This is a genomic window from Variovorax sp. DAIF25 (genome assembly GCF_050711835.1).
Classification (GTDB): Bacteria; Pseudomonadota; Gammaproteobacteria; order Burkholderiales; family Burkholderiaceae_C; genus Variovorax.
The window spans coordinates 1028347-1049215 of record NZ_CP136636.1 but is presented as its reverse complement, the minus strand read 5'-3'; the positions used below and the strand labels follow the sequence as shown (position 1 = coordinate 1049215).

Annotated in this window: 17 protein-coding genes and 1 riboswitch; of the genes, 9 read left to right on the top strand and 8 right to left on the bottom strand. The window is 68.1% G+C overall.

The features are described 5' to 3' along the window. The first annotated feature begins 170 nt into the window (after window positions 1–170). From R0232_RS04735 to gmhB, 7 genes are all read left to right on the top strand, one after another. A complete protein-coding gene (locus R0232_RS04735) occupies window positions 171–974 on the top strand; it encodes an ABC transporter permease (protein WP_208509342.1) in 804 nt (267 codons plus the stop codon). A 6-nt stretch (window positions 975–980) separates the two neighbouring features. Continuing rightward, complete coding sequence (locus R0232_RS04730; RefSeq protein WP_208509343.1) at window positions 981–1682, top strand: ABC transporter ATP-binding protein; 702 nt, start codon at window positions 981–983, stop codon at window positions 1680–1682. 171 nt (window positions 1683–1853) lie between these two features. Continuing rightward, a complete protein-coding gene (locus tag R0232_RS04725) occupies window positions 1854–6809 on the top strand; it encodes a glycosyltransferase (RefSeq protein WP_431511383.1) in 4956 nt (1651 codons plus the stop codon). Window positions 6810–6858: 49 nt separating this feature from the next. Next, window positions 6859–7887, top strand: a complete 1029-nt coding sequence (locus tag R0232_RS04720) for a dehydrogenase (protein ID WP_296776976.1) — start codon at window positions 6859–6861, stop codon at window positions 7885–7887. Then, a complete protein-coding gene (locus R0232_RS04715) occupies window positions 7875–8474 on the top strand; it encodes a D-sedoheptulose 7-phosphate isomerase (protein ID WP_431511382.1) in 600 nt (199 codons plus the stop codon). Before R0232_RS04720 ends, R0232_RS04715 begins: the two co-directional genes overlap by 13 nt. Continuing rightward, the gene (locus tag R0232_RS04710; protein ID WP_296776985.1) at window positions 8474–9160 is read left to right on the top strand and encodes a nucleotidyltransferase family protein; all 687 of its coding nucleotides are present in this window, start codon (window positions 8474–8476) and stop codon (window positions 9158–9160) included. Before R0232_RS04715 ends, R0232_RS04710 begins: the two co-directional genes overlap by 1 nt. After that, the gene (gene gmhB, locus R0232_RS04705) at window positions 9157–9711 is read left to right on the top strand and encodes a D-glycero-beta-D-manno-heptose 1,7-bisphosphate 7-phosphatase (protein ID WP_431511381.1); all 555 of its coding nucleotides are present in this window, start codon (window positions 9157–9159) and stop codon (window positions 9709–9711) included. Before R0232_RS04710 ends, gmhB begins: the two co-directional genes overlap by 4 nt. A gap of 45 nt (window positions 9712–9756) precedes the next feature. On the opposite strand, the gene R0232_RS04700 is transcribed toward gmhB, so the two are convergent. The 5 genes from R0232_RS04700 to rfbB all read right to left on the bottom strand — a co-directional run bounded on the left by R0232_RS04700 (window position 9757) and on the right by rfbB (window position 14763). Continuing rightward, on the bottom strand, window positions 9757–10989 hold the full coding sequence (locus R0232_RS04700) for a class I SAM-dependent methyltransferase (protein ID WP_431511380.1): 1233 nt from the start codon (window positions 10987–10989) through the stop codon (window positions 9757–9759). Between the two features lie 322 nt (window positions 10990–11311). Further along, entirely contained in the window at window positions 11312–11860 is a 549-nt protein-coding gene (gene rfbC / locus R0232_RS04695; RefSeq protein ID WP_208509349.1) for a dTDP-4-dehydrorhamnose 3,5-epimerase, read from the bottom strand. Next, complete coding sequence (gene rfbA / locus R0232_RS04690) at window positions 11857–12756, bottom strand: glucose-1-phosphate thymidylyltransferase RfbA (RefSeq protein ID WP_208509350.1); 900 nt, start codon at window positions 12754–12756, stop codon at window positions 11857–11859. The genes rfbC and rfbA overlap by 4 nt, the downstream gene beginning before the upstream one ends. A gap of 49 nt (window positions 12757–12805) precedes the next feature. Further along, window positions 12806–13696, bottom strand: coding sequence for a dTDP-4-dehydrorhamnose reductase (rfbD, locus tag R0232_RS04685; RefSeq protein ID WP_208509351.1), 891 nt, complete (start codon window positions 13694–13696; stop codon window positions 12806–12808). Then, the gene (rfbB, locus tag R0232_RS04680) at window positions 13693–14763 is read right to left on the bottom strand and encodes a dTDP-glucose 4,6-dehydratase (protein WP_208509352.1); all 1071 of its coding nucleotides are present in this window, start codon (window positions 14761–14763) and stop codon (window positions 13693–13695) included. The genes rfbD and rfbB overlap by 4 nt, the downstream gene beginning before the upstream one ends. Window positions 14764–15013: 250 nt before the next feature. Further along, window positions 15014–15131, top strand: a riboswitch (glycine riboswitch). Between the two features lie 88 nt (window positions 15132–15219). On the opposite strand from rfbB, the gene R0232_RS04675 reads away from it, so the two are divergent. After that, complete coding sequence (locus R0232_RS04675; protein ID WP_431511379.1) at window positions 15220–16527, top strand: D-amino acid dehydrogenase; 1308 nt, start codon at window positions 15220–15222, stop codon at window positions 16525–16527. Between the two features lie 23 nt (window positions 16528–16550). Here the strand turns inward: R0232_RS04675 and R0232_RS04670 are convergent, their stop codons facing one another. The 3 genes from R0232_RS04670 to R0232_RS04660 all read right to left on the bottom strand — a co-directional run bounded on the left by R0232_RS04670 (window position 16551) and on the right by R0232_RS04660 (window position 20168). Further along, window positions 16551–17831 carry an FIST signal transduction protein gene (locus R0232_RS04670; protein WP_093353884.1) on the bottom strand — a complete coding sequence of 427 codons (1281 nt, stop codon included), beginning with the start codon at window positions 17829–17831 and terminating at the stop codon, window positions 16551–16553. Between the two features lie 40 nt (window positions 17832–17871). Beyond that, a complete protein-coding gene (locus R0232_RS04665) occupies window positions 17872–18654 on the bottom strand; it encodes a PhaM family polyhydroxyalkanoate granule multifunctional regulatory protein (protein WP_431511378.1) in 783 nt (260 codons plus the stop codon). Window positions 18655–18725: 71 nt separating this feature from the next. Next, window positions 18726–20168, bottom strand: coding sequence for a PLP-dependent aminotransferase family protein (locus tag R0232_RS04660; RefSeq protein ID WP_431511377.1), 1443 nt, complete (start codon window positions 20166–20168; stop codon window positions 18726–18728). A gap of 100 nt (window positions 20169–20268) precedes the next feature. On the opposite strand from R0232_RS04660, the gene R0232_RS04655 reads away from it, so the two are divergent. Then, the gene (locus tag R0232_RS04655) at window positions 20269–20868 is read left to right on the top strand and encodes a LysE family translocator (protein ID WP_261214941.1); all 600 of its coding nucleotides are present in this window, start codon (window positions 20269–20271) and stop codon (window positions 20866–20868) included. The last annotated feature ends 1 nt before the right edge of the window (window position 20869 follow it).

The window sequence follows — 20869 nt, the reverse complement described above, 5'->3', positions numbered from 1 at the left end:
GCTGGGCGCGGTGCGTCGTGGGAACGCCTCTCACGGCTTGGCCCGAGAGGGGCCGGTAAAATTATCGCTCCAATAAAGACAGGTCAAAAAACAATGCGGGTGCTTTCAACGATGCGCTGCGAAATCGGCGAGGGCGGCGTTGCCCGCTTCGCGCACATCCACGCTCACCTATGAGCCTGGTCCATTCCAATCTGCACAAGAGCGCCTGGGCCGACTGGTGGGAAGGCTCCCGCCGCGTCGACATCTGGTGGACCCTCGCCTGGTTCGACATCGTCCTGCGCTACCGCCGCTCGCTGCTCGGGCCGCTCTGGCTCACGCTGAGCATGGGCGTGATGATCGCGGGCATGGGGCCGCTGTACAGCGCGCTGTTCGGCACCGAGCTGTCGCGCTTCTTCCCCCACCTCGCGCTCGGCGTGATCTTCTGGGGCCTGTTCTCCAGCATCGTCACCGACGCCTGCCACACCTTCGTCAATTCCTCGCACTACCTGAAGCAGGGCTACTTCCCGATCACGCTGTTCGTGTGGCGCAGCCTCGGGCGCAACATCATCCAGTTCGCGCACCAGATCGTGCTGTACGTGCCGGTGGCGCTGTGGGCCGGCATCTCGCTGTCGTGGCACGTGCTGCTGTTCTTCCCTGCCTTCCTGCTGCTGCTCGTGAATGCCCATGCCATCGGCCTGGTGCTGGGCCTGATCTGCACGCGCTTTCGCGACATCACGCAGATCGTCACCAGCTTCATGCAGATGCTGATGTTCCTGACGCCGGTGTTCTGGCTGCCCGAGAACCTGCCGGGCCGCGCCCGCTACGTGCTGTGGAATCCGCTGGCACAGATGCTCGACCTGCTGCGCACCCCGCTGATGGGCGGCGTGGCCAGCCTGCACGACTGGCTCGGCATCCTCTGCTGGACGGTCGCCACCATCGTCGGCGCCAGCCTGTTGTTCGTGAAGTACCGACGCCGCGTCGTCTATTGGCTCTGATCGCCCATGGCACTGATTTCTCTCCAGAACGTATCCGTCAGCTTCCCGATCTACGGCGCGGGCGCCAGCTCGCTGCGCAGCACGCTGGCCGCCTCGGTCACCGGTGGCCGCCTCGGCAAGGAGACGGGCGTGACCGTCGTTCAAGCGCTGCGCGACGTCAGCTTCGAGCTGCGCAGCGGTGACCGGCTGGGCCTGGTCGGCCACAACGGCGCGGGCAAGTCGACCCTGCTGCGCACCCTCGCGGGCGTCTACGAACCGACCTCGGGCTCGTTCACGCGCCAGGGCACCGTCTCCAGCCTGATCGACCCGGTGCTCGGCATCGAGGTCGATGCCACGGGCATCGAGAACATCATGCTGCGCGGCCTCGTGATGGGCATGAGCCGCAAGCAGGTGGACAAGCTGACGCAGGACATCTGCGAGTTCAGCGGCCTCGGCGAATACGTGAACATGCCGGTGCGCACCTATTCCACCGGCATGCTGATGCGGCTGGCGTTCTCGATCTCGACCAGCATCCAGTCCGACATCCTGCTGATGGACGAATGGCTGTCGGTCGGCGATGCGGAATTCACCGAGAAGGCCGAGAAGCGCATGCGCGAAGTGGTGACCAACTCGGGCATCCTGGTGCTGGCGTCCCATTCGCCCGATCTGATTGCCAAGGAATGCAATCGCGTGATCCATCTGGAGCACGGACGGATCGTCGAGCAATAAGGCTCCACCCACTGCGGCGACACCGCTCGCCGCACCTCTTCGCGGACGCTGGCTGAGAGGAATCTCACCAAACTTACGCAACCGCCAGGCAGTAGTTGGCGGTTTACATTTACTTTACATGGACAATACGCGCCTTGATTTAGGGGACGCGTTAACACGATGCTAAGAAAAATGGGTGAGCTTGCCTACTGGCGGAAGGGCGAGGAGAGCCAGAATTTCGGCGACTACCTGAACGAGTATCTGGCGGGTCATCTCTTTCTTTCCCCGGCGCGCGATGCGACCCAGATCCGCCTGATCGGCAGCTTCCTGGGCGACCGGATCATCGAGGAGGCGGAGAAGACGGCCCACGAAGTGGGCGGCGGGCGCATCGGCAGCCGCTTCCTGGCATGGGGTGGCGGCATTCGCGAGACCGGCGGCGTGAGCGCGCGCAATCGCGCCAAGGTGGAGATCCTGTCGGTGCGCGGACCGCTGTCCGCGAGCGAACTGCAGCTCGACGCGACGACGCCCCAGGGCGATCCGGCCTTCCTGCTGCCGGCGCTCCACAGCCCGCGCGCGCAGCCGCACTACCGCGACAAGACCCTCTGCATCCCCCATTTCAACGATCGCCGCAGCGATGCGGAACTGCTGGCCATCTCCAAGGCGGATCTGGTGCTGCGTCCCGGCATCGAGGCGACGGACGAAGCGGTCGAATCCTTCATCGATGCGCTGTGTTCCGCGCGCTTCGTGCTGTCGGCCTCGCTGCACGGCGCGATCGTCGCGGCCGCCTACGGGCGGCCGTTCGCGCCATGGAATCCCGATTTCGTCGATCTGCCGGCGAAATGGCAGGACTTCGCGCAAGGGGTAGGCATTCCCGCTACCTTCGCGGCGAATGTCGAAGAAGGTATTCAGCACTACGCGACCCAGATCGCGCCGAAGCTTCGGCGGCCTTCGCTGTGGGAGGCGCTGGCACGCGCGCCCTACGTGCCGAGTCCGGAAGCGATCCTGAAGATCCTGCGGCATGAGCTGCTCGCGGCCGAGGGCCGGCCGGCAGACGCGGTCCTGCAGGAGAAGATCGCGCTGTTCGAAGCGTCGAGGTCCCATTTCGCGGCCATCGCGCAGGAGTCCAGGACGCTGGTCGATGCAGCCTGGCAGCGCGAGGACGCCGCGCAGGCGCGCATCGCCGAGCACGGCGCGGGCCTCGAGAAACTCCAGGCCCAGGTCGAGACGCTGCTGAGCCAGATCGAAGCGGCCCGGGTGCATGCCACCCAGTCCGACGCGCATCTCGCGGAGCGCGAGGAAACCATCGCGCGGCTCAGGAAGCAGGCCGATGCCCAGTCGAAGCAGTCGGATGCCGCCAGGGAGCGCGCCACCCGGCTGGGCATCCGCGTCGAGGAGCTGCAAAGGGAAGTCGACATGGCACGCCACCAGGTCGGCGCGGTGCAGGCCGCTTTCGAGGAGATGCGGCGCTCGAGTTCATGGCGGCTCACGCGCCCCCTGCGCGCGCTGGCCGACTTGCTCAAGATCCCGCTGCGGGCCATCGGCCGCACGGGCCTGCTGTTTCGCGCGATGCTGGGATTGCTGCTGCTGCTGCCCGCGTCGGTGTATTGCGGCGGCTTCGGAGCCGTGTTCCGGGCCTATCGCAGGACCCCGGCCTTCGCGGCCACGGTCTTCGATGCCCACCAGGAGATCCGCCAGCGCCTCATGACCAAGCCCCGCTGGTGGCGGCGCATCGTCATGCTGAGCTACACGCTCGCCCACCGCGTCTATCTCGCCGGCAGCGTGGGCCGCGTGGTGGGCAGCGCGCTGCGCATGCTTCGCTCCGAAGGCCTGAGCGGCCTGCGCGCCAGCCTGGCGCGCACGGGCCCCGGCGGCGGACCCGACGGCTTCGAGCGGCGCATCCTCGTGCTCGACTACCGCATCCCCCGCGGCGATACCTCGGCCGGGGAACTCGCCACCGTGGGCATCCTGCGGGACCTGGTGGCGCTTGGCTACGAAGTGGTGTTCGCGCCGAACGACATGACGCCGTCGCCGCGCTACGAGAAGGAACTCGAGAGCTTCGGCGTCACGGTGATCACGCGCCAGGCGGGCTTCCAGTACACCGGCCACTACATCGAGCGGCATGGCGCGAGCTTCGGCGTCTTCTACGTCATGCGCTTCGACGTGGCCGAGAACGCGCTGCCCTCGATCCGCAGGACCGCGCCGCATGCGCGCGTGATCTTCCATGCGCCCGACCTGTACTTCCTGCGCGAGATGCGCGAGGCACGGCTGCTCGACGATCCGGCCGCCGTCGCGCGCGCCGAAGCGACGCGGCAGCGCGAGGTCGCGATGATGCGAGCCGCCGATCACGTCGTGCTGGTGAGCCCCGCGGAAGTGCCCTTCCTGCGCGAGGAGCTGGGCGCAGAGAAGCCGATCACCGTGTTCCCGGTGCTGTACGCGCCGGTCGCGCCGCGGCCCGCCGGGTTCGCCGCGCGGCGCGACATCTTCTTCCTGGGCGGCTTCGGCCACGCGCCCAATGTCTCCGCGGTGCAATGGTTCGCCAAGGAGATCTGGCCCGCGGTTCGCGCGGCGCTGCCCGAGGTCGAATTCCACGTCGTCGGCGCTGAAGTGCCCGAGAGCATCCAGGCCCTCGAAGCCGTTCCGGGCATCAAGATCAGGGGCTTCGTTCCCGACCTGGAGCCGGTGCTCCAGGGCTACCGTGTCGGCGTGGCGCCGCTGCTCTTCGGCGCGGGCATCAAGGGCAAGGTGGCGATGACGCTGGGCGCGGGCATCCCCTGCGTGGGCACGCGGATCGCCGCCGAAGGCATGGGCATCCAGAGCGGTGTCCATTCGATCATCGAGGACGAGCCGGACAAGTTCGCCGCGGCCGTGGTCGCGCTCTACCAGGACGAGGCGCTGTGGCAGCGCCTGTCGCGCAACGGGCAGGCACTGGTCGAGGAACGCTTCGGCGAAGTGGCCAACCGCAGCGCGCTGCTCCGGGTCCTCAACGACGCGCGCGGACTGCCGTTGTCGCTGTTCCGATCGTTCTGCGCGCAGGACCGGCCTTTCGCCGTTCCGCAGCCGCCCGCGGACGTGCCGGTCGACGTCTCGATCATCGTTCCGGTCTACAACAAGTGGGCGCTGACCCGGGCCTGCCTGGCCTCGATCGCCTACACCAACGCGGGCGTGGGCATCAGCTACGAAGTGATCCTGGCCGACGACAGCTCCAGCGACGAGACGCTGCGCGCGCAGGAGCTGGTGCCGGGCCTGCGCATCGCGAGAACGCCGCAGAACATGGGGTTCCTGCGCAACTGCAATCACGCGGCCAAGCTCGCGCGCGGGCGCCACATCCTGCTGCTCAACAACGACACCGTCGTGCTGCCGGGCTGGCTGGACGCGATGCACCGCACGCTGGAGGGCGACGATTCGATCGCCATCGTCGGCTCGAAGCTGCTGTACCCGAACGGCCGCATCCAGGAAGCCGGTGGCGGCATGCTGGCGAATGCCGACGGCGTGAGCATCGGCCGCTGGCTCTATCGCCAGGGCCTGCCCATGCCGGTGCCGCGCGACGAGCCGGTGTTCAATTTCGAACGCGAGACCGACTACCTGACCGGCGCCTCGATCCTGATCCGCGGCAGCTTCTGGCGCGCAACCGGCGGCTTCGACGAACGCTTCGGCAATGCCTATTGCGAGGACTCCGACCTCGCCATGCAGGCGCGCGCGCGCGGCATGCGCGTGGTCTATCAGCCGGCGTCGGAGCTGGTGCATCTGGAACACCAGAGCTATGCGGACGAGGTCGATGCCGACCACATCGAACTGCAGCGGCGCAACAAGGCCGTGCTGGTCGAGAAATGGCACGACGTGCTGCTGCGCGATCATCTGCCCGCCGGTGCGCAATGGCAGCAGGTGGCGGCCCGCGGCGAACGCTCGATTCCCCCCGCGGTGCAGGCACGCCGTGCCGCCTCCGAGTCGCGCAACATCCTGTACTTCAGCCCCTTCCCCTCGCATCCGAGCAATCACGGCAACCAGGCGACGATCCAGCAGTTCGCGCGCCAGTTCCAGCGCTCGGGTCACAAGGTGCATTTCGCGCTGCTCCAGAGCAACATGTACGACCTCGAGGCCGAGCAGTCCATGCGTGCCGAGTGGGACAGCTTCGACATCCTGCCGAACGCGCATCCGCTGGGCGCCGACGGATCGGCGATCCCCTTCGACGGCTGGTACGAGGACGGCCTGGGCGAGGCCGTGCGCGCGCTGTGCGCGCGCTACGACATCGACGTCGTGTTCTGCTCCTATGTGTTCCAGTCGAAGATGCTCGACTACATCCCCTCGTACATCCTGCGGGTCATCGACACGCACGACAAGATGGGCGGACGCTACGAGATGCTTCAGCAGCGCGGCCTGCCGCTGGAGTTCTTCTCCTGCACCCCCGAGGAAGAAGGCGCCTACCTGCGTCGCGCCGACGTCGTGGTCGCGCGGCGGCAGGAAGAGGCCGACTACTTCGACAGCGTGAGCGGCGCCGGCTCGGCGATCGTGGTGCCGCACTTCGAAGCCCCGCACTTCGTGCGGCGCGCCTTCACGGACCTGCGCCAGGTCGGGATCGTGGCCAGCGCCAACCGGATCAACCTGGAGATCGTGCGCGACTGCCTGCAGTCGATCGACCGCCAGGTCGGCACAGGCCACTGCCCCTTCCTGGTCCTCGTCGCAGGACAGGTCAAGGCGCTGATTCCGACGCTGCCCGCCCACGAGGCCGCGCTGTTCGACCGCCCCTGGGTCCGGCTGCTGGGATTCGTCGACGACATCCAGGAGTTCTACGAATCGGTGGACGTGGTGATCTCGCCCGTGACCATGGGCACCGGCATCAACGTCAAGACGGTGCAGGCGATCGCCTACGGCATGCCGCTGCTGACCACCGAGTGGGGCAGCAAGGGCGTCGACACCATGGAACCGCTGCACAAGCTGGCATCGCTCGACGACCTGGTGCGCACGCTGCTCCAGCTGGTCGAGCGGCCGGCGGAGCTGGAGCGTCTGGCTGCCGTCAGCCGCGGCCTGTATCAACAGTTCTTCGACACCAGCGTGACGGCGCTGCAGGCACTGGTACAGCGCGTACCGATGTCGGCGGCGGGGCACGCAGCGGCGTTCCAGGATGGTGCCCCCCGGGGCGATACCATCTGAAGCGCTGCGCCCCGAAGCCGCCCAGCCCAGAAAACCACGAGGAAACCAGGTGAAAACTATTCGAGCAAGAGCGCCGCTTCGGCTCGGCCTCGCCGGGGGCGGGACCGATGTCTCGCCCTACTGCGACGTGCACGGCGGCTGCGTTCTCAACGCCACCATCGACCGCTATGCCTACGCGGTCATCCAGCCGCTGGAGGAATCCGCGGTCCGCTTCGTCGCGTCGGACAAGCAGGACAAGGAAAGCTGGGGCCTGGTGCCTCACATCGCACTGAACGGCGGCCTCGACCTGCACAAGGCGGTCTACAACCACTTCGTGGCGAACTACAACGGCGGCCAGCCGATCGCGATCCAGCTCAGCACCTTCTGCGACGCGCCGGTCGGGTCCGGGCTGGGCTCGTCCTCCACCCTGGTGGTGGCGATGATCGAGGCCTTCGTGGAGCTGCTCAATCTGCCGCTGGACGACTACATGGTCGCCCACCTGGCCTACAAGATCGAGCGCGTGGACTGCGGGCTGCAGGGCGGCCGCCAGGACCAGTATTCCGCCACCTTCGGCGGCTTCAACTTCATGGAGTTCTACGCCGACGAGCGCGCGCTGGTGAATCCGCTGCGCATCCGCAGCTCGATCATCTGCGAGCTCGAGGCCTCGCTGGTCCTGTTCTTCACCGGCGTCTCGCGCGAGTCCGCGAAGATCATCGCGGACCAGAGCGGCAACCTCAAGAGCGGCGCGACCGATGCGCTGGAGGCGATGCACGGCATCAAGCGCGAGGCGCTGGCGATGAAGGACTGCCTGCTGCGCGGCGATTTCACCGGCCTGGTGGAATCCATGCGCCTGGGATGGGAGAACAAGAAGCGCTCGGCAAAGACCGTTTCGAACGCGCACATCGACGAGATCTACGAGGCGGCGACGGCGGCTGGCGCACTGGCCGGCAAGGTGTCGGGCGCCGGTGGAGGCGGGTTCATGCTCTTCTTCGTCCCCAACGAACAGCGCATGGACGTGATTCGCGCACTGGACCGGTTCAACGGTCAAATCAGCAACTGCCACTTCACCAAGAACGGAGCGCAAGCATGGAGAATCTGACCCCCTCCTCCTACATCTCGGCCCAGATCGCCGAGGCCCAGCGAGTCATGACCGCGATGGCGGCCGACGCGACGCTGCAGGCAACGCTGGCCGCCACCGCCGAGGCCTGCATCGCCGCGCTGCGCAACGGTCGCAAGATCCTGCTCGCCGGCAATGGCGGCAGCGCCGCCGACGCGCAGCACATCGCCGGCGAATTCGTCAGCCGCTTCGCCTTCGACCGACCCGGCCTGCCGGCGATCGCGCTGACCACCGACACCTCCATCCTGACGGCCATCGGCAACGACTACGGCTACGAGAAGCTGTTCTCGCGCCAGATCCAGGCGCTGGGCCAGGCAGGCGACATCTTCATCGGCTACTCGACCTCGGGACGCTCGCCCAACGTGCTGGCGGCCTTCACGGAAGCACGCGCGCGCGGCATGCTGTGCGTCGGTCTCACCGGCAACCGCGGCGGCCCGATGCTCGAGCTCTGCAACTTCGTGCTGGCGACGCCCTCGGCCGACACGCCGAAGATCCAGGAAGGCCATCTGGTGATCGGCCACATCCTGTGCGGCCTGGTCGAACGCGCCATCTTCACGCCGCCGAACTGATGGAAGCCATCGTCCTGGCGGGCGGGTTCGGCACCCGCCTGCGCTCGGAGGTTCCCGATCTGCCCAAGGCCATGGCCCCCGTGGCCGGCCGCCCGTTCCTGGAGATCCTACTGGACGGGCTGGCGCGCCAGGGCTTCTCGCGCATCGTGCTGTCGCTGGGCTACATGGCCCCGACCATCATGAGCCACTTCGGAGCGAGCTACCGCGGCATGGCGCTTCGCTTCGTCGTCGAGGAACAGCCGCTGGGCACGGGCGGCGCGATCCGCCTGGCGATGACCGAGGTCGCCGACGACCACGTCTTCGTCTTCAACGGCGACACCTTCCTCGACCTGGACTGCGCGGCGCTGGAGGCCTTCTGGCAGCAGCATCGCAAGCCCGTCATCGTGGGACGCCCGGTCGCCGACGTGAGCCGCTACGGCCGGCTCGTGGTGTCGGACGATCGCGTCGTGGGCTTCGCCGAGAAGGGCAGCCCGGGCGCCGGCCTGATCAATGCCGGCTGCTATGTCTTCCCCACCTCGCAGTTCGACGACCGCGCCCTGCATGCCGCGTTCTCGCTCGAGCAGGACTTCCTCGCGCGGGCGGTTCCCGCGACGGACATCCGGGTCTTTCCGTGCGAAGGACAGTTCATCGACATCGGCGTTCCCGAGGACTATCGGCGGGCACAGGTCGAGCTGGCGATGCGATGACGGGGCGCCGCGCGCTTTTTCTCGACCGCGACGGTGTCGTCAACGTCGAGAAGAACTACCTCCATCGCCAGGAGCACGTCGAATTCGTCGACGGCATCTTCGAACTCGTGCGCACCGCCAATGCCGCGGGCTTCCTGGTCGTCGTCGTGACGAACCAGGCCGGCATCGGGCGCGGCTACTACACCGAGGCGGACTTCCACGCGCTGTCGGACTGGATGTCGGCGCAGTTCCTCGCCCAGGGCGCGCGCATCGACGGCGTCTACTTCTGCCCGCACCATCCGGTGCATGGCATCGGCCCCTATCGACGCGACTGCGATTCGCGCAAGCCGGCCCCCGGCATGCTGCTGCGCGCGGCGCGCGAACTGGGCATCGATCTCTCGGCGTCCGTGATGGTCGGCGACCGCATCACCGACATGCAGGCGGCCCGCGCCGCGGGCGTTCCCGTGCGTTTCCTGCTGGCCGGCAACGAAGAAGCGTCGGACCTGGCGCAGCTCGATGGCGCCCGCGTCATTGCGTCGCTGTCCGGCGCCCTGGCCTCGCTCGACGGCTGAGCCGGCGCCAGCGGGTACGCGTGCGCCAGAACGCACGCGCGCTGGCTACGAACCCTTGGAGCCGCGGAGCACGCGGACCAGCGGCGACAGGATGGCGCGAACGCCACCCGCGAGGCCGGGATGCCGGGTGCCGAAACGCCGGATCGGACCGCTCACCCGCCAGTAGGCGCTGCCCGTGACGGCCTGGTAGAGCGTCGTGACGTGCGCGGCCTGGCGTTGGGCCTCCAGCTTCTCCGCTTCGCATTGCGCCAGCCGCTCGCGCTCGATCTGCAGCTGTGCCTGGCCCTGGTCGCGCGCCTCCTGCACGGCGGCATCGCGCTTGCGCGCATAGGTGGAGCGCGCCTGCGTCAGACGCTCCTCGATGGCCGGGTTGGTGGTGCGGTAGTAGCGGTCGCTGCTGTAGAGGCAATCGGGGTAGCGGAACAACGGCTCGTCCGAGGTCTTGCGGGCCTGGACCAGGATGGTGTCGCCGAACAGCGAGGCATCGATCGACAGCATGGCGCCGACTTCGAAGATGTCGGTCACGTGCTCGGGCTCCGCGAAGGCGCAGATGGTGCGAAACGCGACGTCGGTGAGCCCTGCGCTGCGCAGCGCCATCTTGAAGAAGATGGGCGTGTATTCGAACGAATGCCGGGGTTCGTGCCCGAGGTCCGGATGGAAGAACCAGTAGACCCAGGGCGGTGCCCCCGCGATGAATTCCCGCAGCGTCTTGTACGAGGCCGAATTCGGCACCGAGGTCACGAGAATCGAGTCGCGATGCATGCAACGCGTGACGTTGAGCAGCACACCGGATGGGTCCTGGTCCACGTGCTCCAGCGTCTCGAAGAAGAGCACCGTGTCGAAGGTGGCATCGAGCGGCCACTGCGCCTGGGTGATGTTGAAGTTGTAGCTCTTCAACTCCAGGCGGCGCCCTTCCATCTCGATGCTGCGCGTCAGGATGGGCTGGTCGATGTCGGGGCGCATCTCGATGCCCTCGACGCGCGCATAGCCCAGGTAATGCCAGGCCCAGAAGGCCATGTAGCCATAGCAGCCGATATCGAGGCACGACGCATCCGGCGATTCGGCATACGGAATCATCGTGAGCGACAGCGACAGCCGGCGGCGATGCGCCGTCAGGTAGAGAAATTCGGTGGCCGACCCGGTCCTGCGCACATGCTCGATGGTGGTGTCGAGGATGTTCTCGGCCTCGGCGATCGACAGGTAGCGGCCCTCTTTCGGGGTGTCGGGCGTGGATTTCAGATCCGAAATGACTTCTCGAATCAATTCCTGCTGATCCATCTTCTGGGGCTCTCCGGCTGCGCGGCTTGTCGGCGCGTTCTAGGGGGAAGTGGGGTGCCGATTCTCGGCACCGGCACGCCTTGGTGGCGTGCTCGATGCCGTCGATCCATCGTGCGGGGAGTCATCGAGGAAGTGTTACCTCAATGCAAACAAATACTAACATCGACCTATGAAATGTCGATGAAGCGATCGCTTTCGGGGACGGTGCGGCTGGGTATTCCGCAGGCTACGCGCAGCGGTCATGAAGCGACCGTACGCGAGCGGCGTCGGGGTCGGCGGCCACGAGAGAGCCGCGCCGATGCCCGCGCCGTGTTCGGGCCTGTCAGTCGAACACTTCGGCGCCGGCGAAGCTGGCGCCGGCCTGGTCCTTGCCGGAGAGCTGCGGAACGCCTCCGGTCGCGGGCCACGCGATCGCCAGGTCGGCGTCGTCCCATTTGATGCAGCGCTCATGCGCCGGCGCGTAGTAGTCGGTCGTCTTGTACAGAAACTCCGCTGTTTCCGTCAGCACCAGGAAACCGTGCGCAAAACCTTCGGGCACCCACATCTGCTTGTAGTTGTCCTCGCTGAGTTCCTCGCCCACCCACTGGCCGAAGGTCGGCGACGACCTGCGGATGTCCACCGCCACGTCGAACACCGCGCCACGTGTGCAGCGCACCAGCTTGCCCTGCGGCTGCTGGATCTGGTAGTGCAGCCCGCGCAGCACGCCCTGGGCCGAGCGCGAATGGTTGTCCTGCACGAACTCGACGTGGCGCCCCACGGCCTCGTCGAAGGCCTTGCCGTTGAAGCTCTCGAAGAAGAAGCCGCGCGAGTCGCCGAACACCTTCGGCTCGATGACCAGCACTTCGGGAATGGCGGTGGGGATGACTTTCACGGCCGTCCCTCTTCCTTCAAGAGGCGCTGTAGGTATTTGCCATAACCGCTCTTGGCCAAAGGCGCGGCCAGCTTCTCGAGTTGCGCGCCATCGATGAAGCCGTTGCGCCAGGCGATCTCCTCGGGACACGCGATCTTCAGGCCCTGGCGATTTTCGAGCGTGGCGATGAACTGGCCGGCCTCGAGCAGGCTCTCGTGCGTGCCGGTGTCGAGCCACGCATAGCCGCGCTGCATGATCTGCACGTTGAGCTGGCCGAGGTCGAGGTAGGCCTGGTTGACCGCGGTGATCTCGAGTTCGCCGCGCGCGCTGGGCTTGACGGCCTTGGCGATGTCGACGACCTGGTTGTCGTAGAAGTAGAGCCCCGTCACGGCATAGCTGCTCTTGGGCTCGAGCGGCTTCTCCTCGATGCTGCTGGCCTTGCCCTGCGCATCGAAAGCCACCACGCCGTAGCGCTCGGGGTCGTGCACGTGATAGGCGAAGACGGTCGCGCCCTTGTCCTGCGCATCGGCGTCGGACAGCAGGTGCACGAAGTCGTGGCCGTAGTAGATGTTGTCGCCCAGCACCAGCGCGCTCGGCGAATTGCCGACGAACTTGTCGCCGATGATGAAGGCCTGCGCCAGCCCGTCGGGACTGGGCTGCACGGCGTACTGCAGGTTCAGGCCCCACTGGCTGCCGTCGCCCAGCAGCTGCTGGAAACGCGGCGTGTCCTGCGGCGTGCTGATGACGAGGATGTCGCGCATGCCGCCGAGCATCAGCGTGCTCAGCGGGTAATAGATCATGGGCTTGTCGTACACCGGCAGCAGCTGCTTGCTGATCGCGAGCGTGGCCGGATGCAGCCGCGTGCCCGAGCCGCCGGCCAGGATGATGCCTTTGCGCTGCGTCGTCTGGATGGTCATCGTTGGTGTCTCTTCTCTTCGGATGTCGTGTTCGGCACGGATGCCGGACTCAGAGGATCTCGCGCAGCATGCGCGCGACGCCGTTCTGCCACGGCGGCAGCACCAGCCCGAAGGCGGCCTGCAGCTTCGAGGTGTCGAGGCGCGAGTTGTGCGGCCGGGTGGCCGGCGTGGGAAAGGCGCTGGTCGGCACGGCCTCGACCTGCTGCGGCCCGGCCTTGAGCTCGACGCCGGCCTGCTGCGCGAGTTCGAGCACGTAGCGCGCGTAACCGTACCAGGTGGTCTCGCCGCCCGCGATCGCGTGATAAAGGCCGGCCTTCGACGGATCCTGCAGCGTCGCGCGAATCGCATGCGCCGTGATGTCGGCCAGCAGCTCCGCGCCGGTGGGTGCGCCGAACTGGTCGTCGATGACGGTCAGCTTGTCGCGCTCCCTGGCCAGCCGCAGCATGGTCTTGGCGAAGTTGCCGCCGCGCGCCGCATAGACCCAGCTGGTGCGAAAGATCAGGTGCTTCGCGCAGTGCCGCGCCACCAGTTGCTCGCCCTCGAGCTTGGTGCGGCCGTAGACGCTCAGCGGTCCGGTCGCATCGGCTTCCTTCCAGGGCGCGGTGCCGCTGCCGTCGAAGACATAGTCGGTCGAGTAGTGGACCATCAGCGCGCCGATCTCCTGCGCGGCCTGCGCCACCACGCCGGGCGAGGTGGCGTTGAGCTTGCGCGCGAACTCGGGCTCGCTCTCGGCCTTGTCGACGGCGGTGTGGGCGGCGGCATTGACGATCACGTCGGGGCGCACCTGCCGCACGGTGTCGGCCAGTTGCTCGGGACGGCTGAAGTCGGCGTGGAAGTCGGTGCTGTCGAAATCGAGCGCGACCAGCTCGCCCAGCGGTGCGAGGCTGCGCTGCAGTTCCCAGCCGACCTGTCCGCCCTTGCCCAGCAGCAGCAGCTTCATGCGGAAGCCTTCGCGTCGTACTGCTTCTCGACCCAGGCGCGGTAGGCGCCGCTTTGCACGTTGCGCACCCAGTCGCCGTTGGCGAGGTACCACTCGACCGTCTTGCGGATGCCGGTGTCGAAGGTCTCGGCCGGCTTCCAGCCGAGCTCGCGCTCGAGCTTGCGCGCGTCGATGGCGTAGCGGCGGTCATGGCCGGGGCGGTCGGTGACGTAGCTGATCTGTTCGGCGTAGCCCTTGCCGTCGACACGCGGACGCAACTCGTCGAGCAGCGCGCACACGGTCTTCACGATCTCGATGTTCGGCTTCTCGTTCCAGCCGCCCACGTTGTAGGTCTCGCCGAGCCGGCCCGCTTCGAGCACGCGACGGATCGCGCTGCAGTGGTCCTTGACGTAGAGCCAGTCGCGCACCTGCATGCCGTCGCCATACACGGGCAGCGGCTTGCCGGCCAGCGCGTTGACGATCATCAGCGGGATCAGCTTCTCGGGGAAATGGAAGGGGCCGTAGTTGTTCGAGCAGTTGGTGGTGAGCACCGGCAGGCCGTAGGTGTGGTGCCAGGCGCGCACGAGGTGGTCGCTCGCGGCCTTGCTGGCCGAGTACGGGCTGTTGGGCTCGTACTTGTTCTCCTCGGTGAAGGCCGGGTCGGTCTTCGAGAGCGAGCCGTAGACCTCGTCGGTCGACACGTGCAGGAAGCGGAAGGCCGCCTTCTGGTCGGCCGGCAGCGCGTTCCAGTAACCACGCACCGACTCGAGCAGTCGGAAGGTGCCGAGCACGTTGGTCTGCACGAAATCCTCGGGGCCGTGGATCGAGCGGTCCACGTGCGACTCGGCCGCGAAATTGACCACCGCGCGCGGCTTGTGCTCGGCCAGCAGGCGGTCGAGCAGCGCGCTGTCGCCAATGTCGCCCTGAACGAAGATGTGGCGCGGATCGCCCTTGAGCGAAGCCAGGGTCTCGAGATTGCCGGCGTAGGTGAGCTTGTCGAGGTTCACGACCGGTTCGTCGCCTTGCGCGATCCAGTCGAGGACGAAATTGGCGCCGATGAAGCCGGCGCCGCCGGTAACCAGGATCATGGAGTCCTCTGTGCTGTGAATTGGAGTGCCGCTTGGTCGAAAGCCGCGCTGGCGCGGCTTTCGCGGATTATCCCATCTGCCTGCAAGGCCGAATCCCGGGGTTGGCCGGTGCCCGCGGCCCGCCTACAATCGCCACCCATTGCAGGAGAGCGGGCCGCATGCATCGCGCAGGCAGCCCCACCGAAGGCGCAAACTCCCATAAACGCTCAGGTCGGCTCCACGCTCGCGCGGGGCCTGTACTGCAACCACTGAAACGCCGTCTGGAGAGCCAGCACATCGCCCATCGCGGCCGTGCTGCGCCGAAGGAGCAAGTCCGCTGCGAGGTGCAGCGGATGAAACTCTCAGGTACCGAGGACAGGGGGAGCGGCAATTGGACGGCCGTCCGGTTGCGCGCTATCTATTCAGTAGCACGACCTTCACGCCGTTCAAGCGCTTCGACCTCGAAAGGTACTTGAAATGCGCGTGATCGTATTGGGCGCCGGCCTGCTCGGCGTGACCTCGGCCTACTACCTCCAGCAACTCGGCCACGAAGTGACCGTGATCGACCGGCAGGCCACCCCGGCCGCCGAAACCAGCTTCGCCAACGGTGGCCAGATCTCGGTGAGCCATGCCGAGCCCTGGGCCAATCCCAGCGCGCCGCTCAAGGTGCTGCAGTGGCTGGGCAAGGAAGACGCCCCGCTGCTGTTCCGCATCCGCGCCGACATGCGCCAGTGGCTCTGGGGCCTGCAGTTCCTGCGCGAATGCACGCCCGCGCGCACGCGCCACAACATCGAACAGATCGTGCGCCTGGGCACCTACAGCCGTGACACCCTGCAGCAGCTGCGCCGCGACACCGGCATCCGCTACGACGAGCGCACGCAGGGCATCCTGCACTTCTACACGACGCAAAAGGAGTTCGACGGCGCCCTCGCGCCCGCCGAGCAGATGCGCGCGCTGGGCTGCGAGCGCCAGGTGATCTCGGCCGACGAGGCCGTGAAGCTCGAGCCCGCGCTGGCCCACATCCGGCCGCAGCTGGCCGGTGCCACCTACACGGCCGAGGACGAGTCGGGCGACGCCAACCGCTTCGCGCGCGAACTCGCGCGGCTCGCGGCCGAGGCCGGCGTGAAGTTCCTGATGAGCCACACCATCACCGCGCTGCGCGAGGTGGGTGGCGCGATCGACCACGTCGAGGTCACCGATGCCGAGGGCCGCTTCCAGCGCATCCGCGGCGATGCCTTCGTGATGGCGATGGGTTCGCTGAGCCCGCTGCTGGCGGCACCGCTGGGCATCCGGCTGCCGATCTATCCGGCCAAAGGCTATTCGGTCACGCTGCCGGTCAAGGACGCGAGCAAGGCCTACCAGGTCTCGTTGACCGACGACGAATACAAGCTGGTGTTCTCGCGCTACACCTCGGAGTCGGGCGACCGCATGCGCATCGCCGGCACGGCCGAGCTCAACGGCTACGACCGCGACCTCAACCGCGTGCGCTGCGAAGCTATCGTGCGCCGCGTCGAGCAACTGTTCCCCGGCGCCGGCGACACCACGCAAGCCCAGTTCTGGACCGGCCTGCGCCCGGCGACGCCGAGCAACGTGCCGCTGATCGGCCGCACCAAGCTCGCGAACCTCTACCTCAACACCGGCCACGGCACGCTCGGCTGGACCCATGCCTGCGGCTCGGGCAAGTCGATCGCGCGCATCGTGAGCGGGCTGGTGCCGGAGGTGGATTTCGCGTTCGCTGGGATGCCCAGGGGCGTGGCGGGCATCGCCCAGCCCGCGCTGGGCTGAGCCTCCGAAGCAAGGCGGACCCGTCAGTCGTCCGCCGTGAACACCGTCAGCACCCCCGTGTAGCCATACACGTGGTGCCGCGCGATCTCGCCCGCGGCGAAGAAGCCGACCAGCGGCACGTCGCCCAGCGCGTGGCGCACGATCTGCAGCTCGGCGCCGGGCGCGCCGAAGTGCGGGCCGCCGCGGCCCGAGCAGCTCACGTAGACGGCGCCGGCGATGCGCCGCGCGGGATGCGGCGCCGCCTCGGCCTCGCCGGCGGCGACGGCGCGCGCGGTGGCCAGGGTCTGTTCCTCGGGCTCGAGCTCCTCGCGGATCTCGGCGCAGATGCGCATCAGGTCGGCGCGCGCGGCCTGGGCGTTGCGGCGGCAGAAGCTCAGGCGCATGCCGGCCTCGGCCACGTCGGCGATCGCGATGCCGCGGCGCGTGGGGTCGAGGCCGATGATGTGGCGCACCAGCACGTCGGCGCCGAGGTCGCCGGTGCGGCGGATGCCGTCGCTGCCGGCATCGACCAGGCCCACCAGGGTGGCGCGCACGGCCTCGATGGCTTCCTGCGGCCGCTCGAGCGAGACCTGCAGGTCGGCCAGCAGCACGTCGAGCGCGGGCTCGCCGTCGAGCTGCAGCACCAGGTTGCCGTCGGCCTCGGTGATCTCGCGCTCGCGCGCGCTGCCCGAGCGCAATGGCTGGCAGCCCTGCGTGACGCGCGACACCAGCCGCACGCCCTCGCCGAACACCACGCCCGACAGGCCGCCCGAGAACACGCCGCCGGCCGCACCCTGGCCGCGGATGTTGCCGTTGCCGCCGACCGCGAATTGCAGCGCGCCGCCGCGGCCCGAGGAGAGGCCGCCGAACAGGTAGCCGGTGTCGGTGCGCCCGGCCATCTCGCCGATGAGCTCGGTCAGGTCGGGGGTGGCGGGGTCGGCATGCACCAGCGCCGTGTGGGCCTCGAAGCCGCTCATCTCGGAACTCGCCAGCGGCGCCACGCCCGAGAACACGCGGTACTGGTCGCTCGGCAGCGCGCAGAGCATCAGGCTCAGGCCGGGTTCGTCGAAGTACTCGGCATTGTTGGCCGACACGCCGATGCCCACGGTGCCCGCCCAGTCGGTCACCTCGGGCAGCTCGGCGCTCAGGTGGTCGAGGATCTCCTGCGCATCGACCGCATAGTGGTCGGTGATGTAGAGCAGCCCGAGGGTGGGTGCCGAGGCGTAGTCGGGCAGCGCCATCTGCGCGCGCAGCTGGGCCAGCACAAGGCCGGCCGCCATGCGCCATTGCGGATGGGTGGCGTGACCGGAGGGAAACAACTTCATCGTGCCAACCTGCTTCGTTCGATGTTCAGGACAAGGCGGCTCAGCGTCGGCCGCCCGTTCGCTTGCGGGCCGCGGGCGCCGCGGCCGGCTTCTTCGCCGCCGGTCGCTTGGCGGCCGTCGAGGCCTTGCGGGGGGTGGACTTGCGCGAGGCGCTCGCGGTTCCGATGGCCTTGCCGACGGCGTCGGCCAGCGGCTGGGTCACGGCCGGCATCTTGAGCTGGGCCGCGTCCTGCAGCGCGGTGCTCGCGATCTGCTGGAACTGCTCGGTCAGCGAGCCCCACCACTTGAGCGGGTCGACGGCACCGCCGGCGGCATCGCCCGTGGCGGACTTCGAGGCGGCCTTGGCGGCCGGTTTGGCCTTGCGGCGCGGCGGCGGAGCCTCTTCCTCTTCTTCCTCCTCCTCGTCGAGTTCCTCTTCGTCCTCGAACTCGACCTCGGGTTCGGGCGCCGCGGCCGGCGCGGCCGCCGGCGCCGGGCTGACCGCCGTGGCCGCCGCATTCGCCTGCCGCGTGAACACGCCCGCGAGGTCCTCCATGCGCACGTTCATGCCGCGCAGGGTGGACAGCGTCATCTTCTGCACCTCGAGCGCCTGGATCGTGGCCTTGAGCGCATGGCCGTTCTGCTCGAGCCAGTACTGCACCGTCTTGAGTTCCTGGATGCGCTTGTCGACCTCCTCCACGCTCATGGTGGGCGCCACCCAGCTCGCCAGGCTCGGGATGCCGGGCACGGAACCGGCGCCGCTCGCGCCGGCCGCGAGGTTCTTGAGGAAGTCGAAGCCGGGTACGAACTGGCTGAAATCGAAGGGTTGGCTGGCTTTGTTCATGCGGCAGGTCTCCGGTCTGGCGGGTGTTGTGCTGCCAGCTTACTCCAAGGCAGGGCCCGCCCCGCCCCGGATCAGAGCTCGTCGCGCGTCTTGGCGAAGACCTTCCAGAAGCTCGCGTCCTGCGAGCTCGCGAAGTTGATGCGCATCAGCGTGGTGGGCGGCCGGCGCGCATGGAACAGCGAGCCCGGCGCCAGCAGGTAGCCCTGGTCGAGCATGCGCTGGGTCAGCATGTCGGTGTCGACGCCGGTGTCGACCCAGCCGAACAGCCCCGCGGGCTCGGACGCGAAGGTGCAGCCGTGCGCCAGCACCAGCTTGGCGGCGCGCGCCCGGGCGCCCTCGAGGCGGATGCGCACGCGCTCGGCATGGCGGCGCAGCTGCCCCTGGTCGATGCACCACGAGAGCGCCCGCTCGAACAGCGCGGGCGAGGTCAGCGTGGCCAGCAGCTTGGTCTCGAGCAGCCGCTCCTTGAGCGCGGGCGAGGCGGCCAGGAAGCCGATGCGCCAGTTGGGCGCGAGGATCTTCGCGAAGCCGCTGACGTAGATGGTGCGCTGCAGCCCATCGAGGGCGCTGAGCCGCGTGGCGTGCTCGGGCGCGAGGTGGCTGTAGGTGTCGTCCTCGACGATGTGGAAGTCGTGCTCGTTGGCCAGCTTGAGCACGCGGTGCGCGCTGTTGGGCGACAGGCTGTAGCCGGTCGGGTTGTGCAGCACGCTCACGCTGACGAACAGCTTCGGGCTGTGCAGCGCGCAGTACTGCGCCATCACGTCGAGGTCGGGCCCGTCGGCGCGGCGCGGCACCGGCAGGATGCGCATGCCCAGCGCCTCGAGCCGCGCGAACTCGAGCGCCCAGCCGGGCTCCTCGACCATCACCGGATCGCCGGCGCGCAGCATGGTGCGGCTCACGATGTCCAGCGCATGGGTGGCGCCGATGGTGGTCACGATCTGGTCGGGCGCGGCCGGCACGTTGATGCCCACCAGCTTCTGCGACAGGCTGCGCCGCAGCGCCGCGTCGCCCGCGGGCTCGCCGTACTGCAGCGACAGCTCCTGCAGCATCGCGGTGCTGGTCATGCGCCGCACGGCCGTCGGCATGAACGAGGAATCGAGCCAGTCGGGCGGAAACACGCCCATGCCGGGCTGCGGCTTGTCGCTCGGGCGGTGGAACATGCTGCGGATCAGCGAGCTGGCGTCGGCCGGCGTGCGCGAGGCCATCATCTGCGTGACCATCGACATCGCGCTGATCTGCAGCGGGTCGCCGGGCGGCTGCGCCGGGTCGCGCGCAGGATCGCGGCCCGAATCGCGCACGAAGAAGCCGCGCTGGCGCCGCGCTTCCACCAGCCCGAGCGCCAGCAGCTGGTCGTAGGCCGCCACCACGGTGTAGGGGCTCACGCCCTGCTGGCGCGCGCATTCGCGCACCGAGGGCAGGCGCGCGCCCGGCAACAGCAGCCGGTTGCGGATGCGTTCGGCCAGGCGATCGGCCAACTGGGCGGTCAGCGACTGGGACGAGGTTCGTGTCAGCATCGACGTTCGATCTGTGTTGTACGCAAGGCCGATACAGATTGACTGTGTGTACGGCCATCTGTACTGGAACTGTAATGGTCCAAAGTTTAGAGTGTGTGTCATGAACTGGCAAGAATTCACCGCACTGCTGGTGCTGGCCACGGCGATGAGCTTCTCGCCCGGCCCCAACACCACGCTGTCGACCACCCTCGCGGCCAACGGCGGCCTGCCGCGCGCGATGCGCTTCGTGGTCGCGGTGCCCGTGGGCTGGACCCTGCTGCTCGCGCTGTGCGCGGCCGGCCTGGGCGCGCTGGTGATGGCGGCGCCCGCGCTGCGCTGGGCGATCAAGGCGCTGGGCATCGCCTACCTGCTGTACCTCGCGTTCAAGCTCGCCACCAGCACCACGCTGGGTCGCGCCGACGATGCCAACCTGTCGGTCGGCTTCGTGCAGGGCGTGGCACTGCAGTTCCTCAACATCAAGGCCTGGCTGCTGGCGCTCACGCTGGTGGCCGGCTGGATCGCGGGCCAGGCCGAGCCGCTGCACCGCTTCGCGATCGTCGCGCCGGTGATGCTGGTCTACGCCTTCGCGAGCAACTTCACCTATGCGCTGGCCGGCGCGCTGCTGCGCGAATGGCTGTCGAAGGGCCAGCGCCTCGCCTGGTTCAACCGTGCGATGGCCGCCGTGCTGGTGCTCACCGCCTGGTGGATGCTGCGCGTCTAGG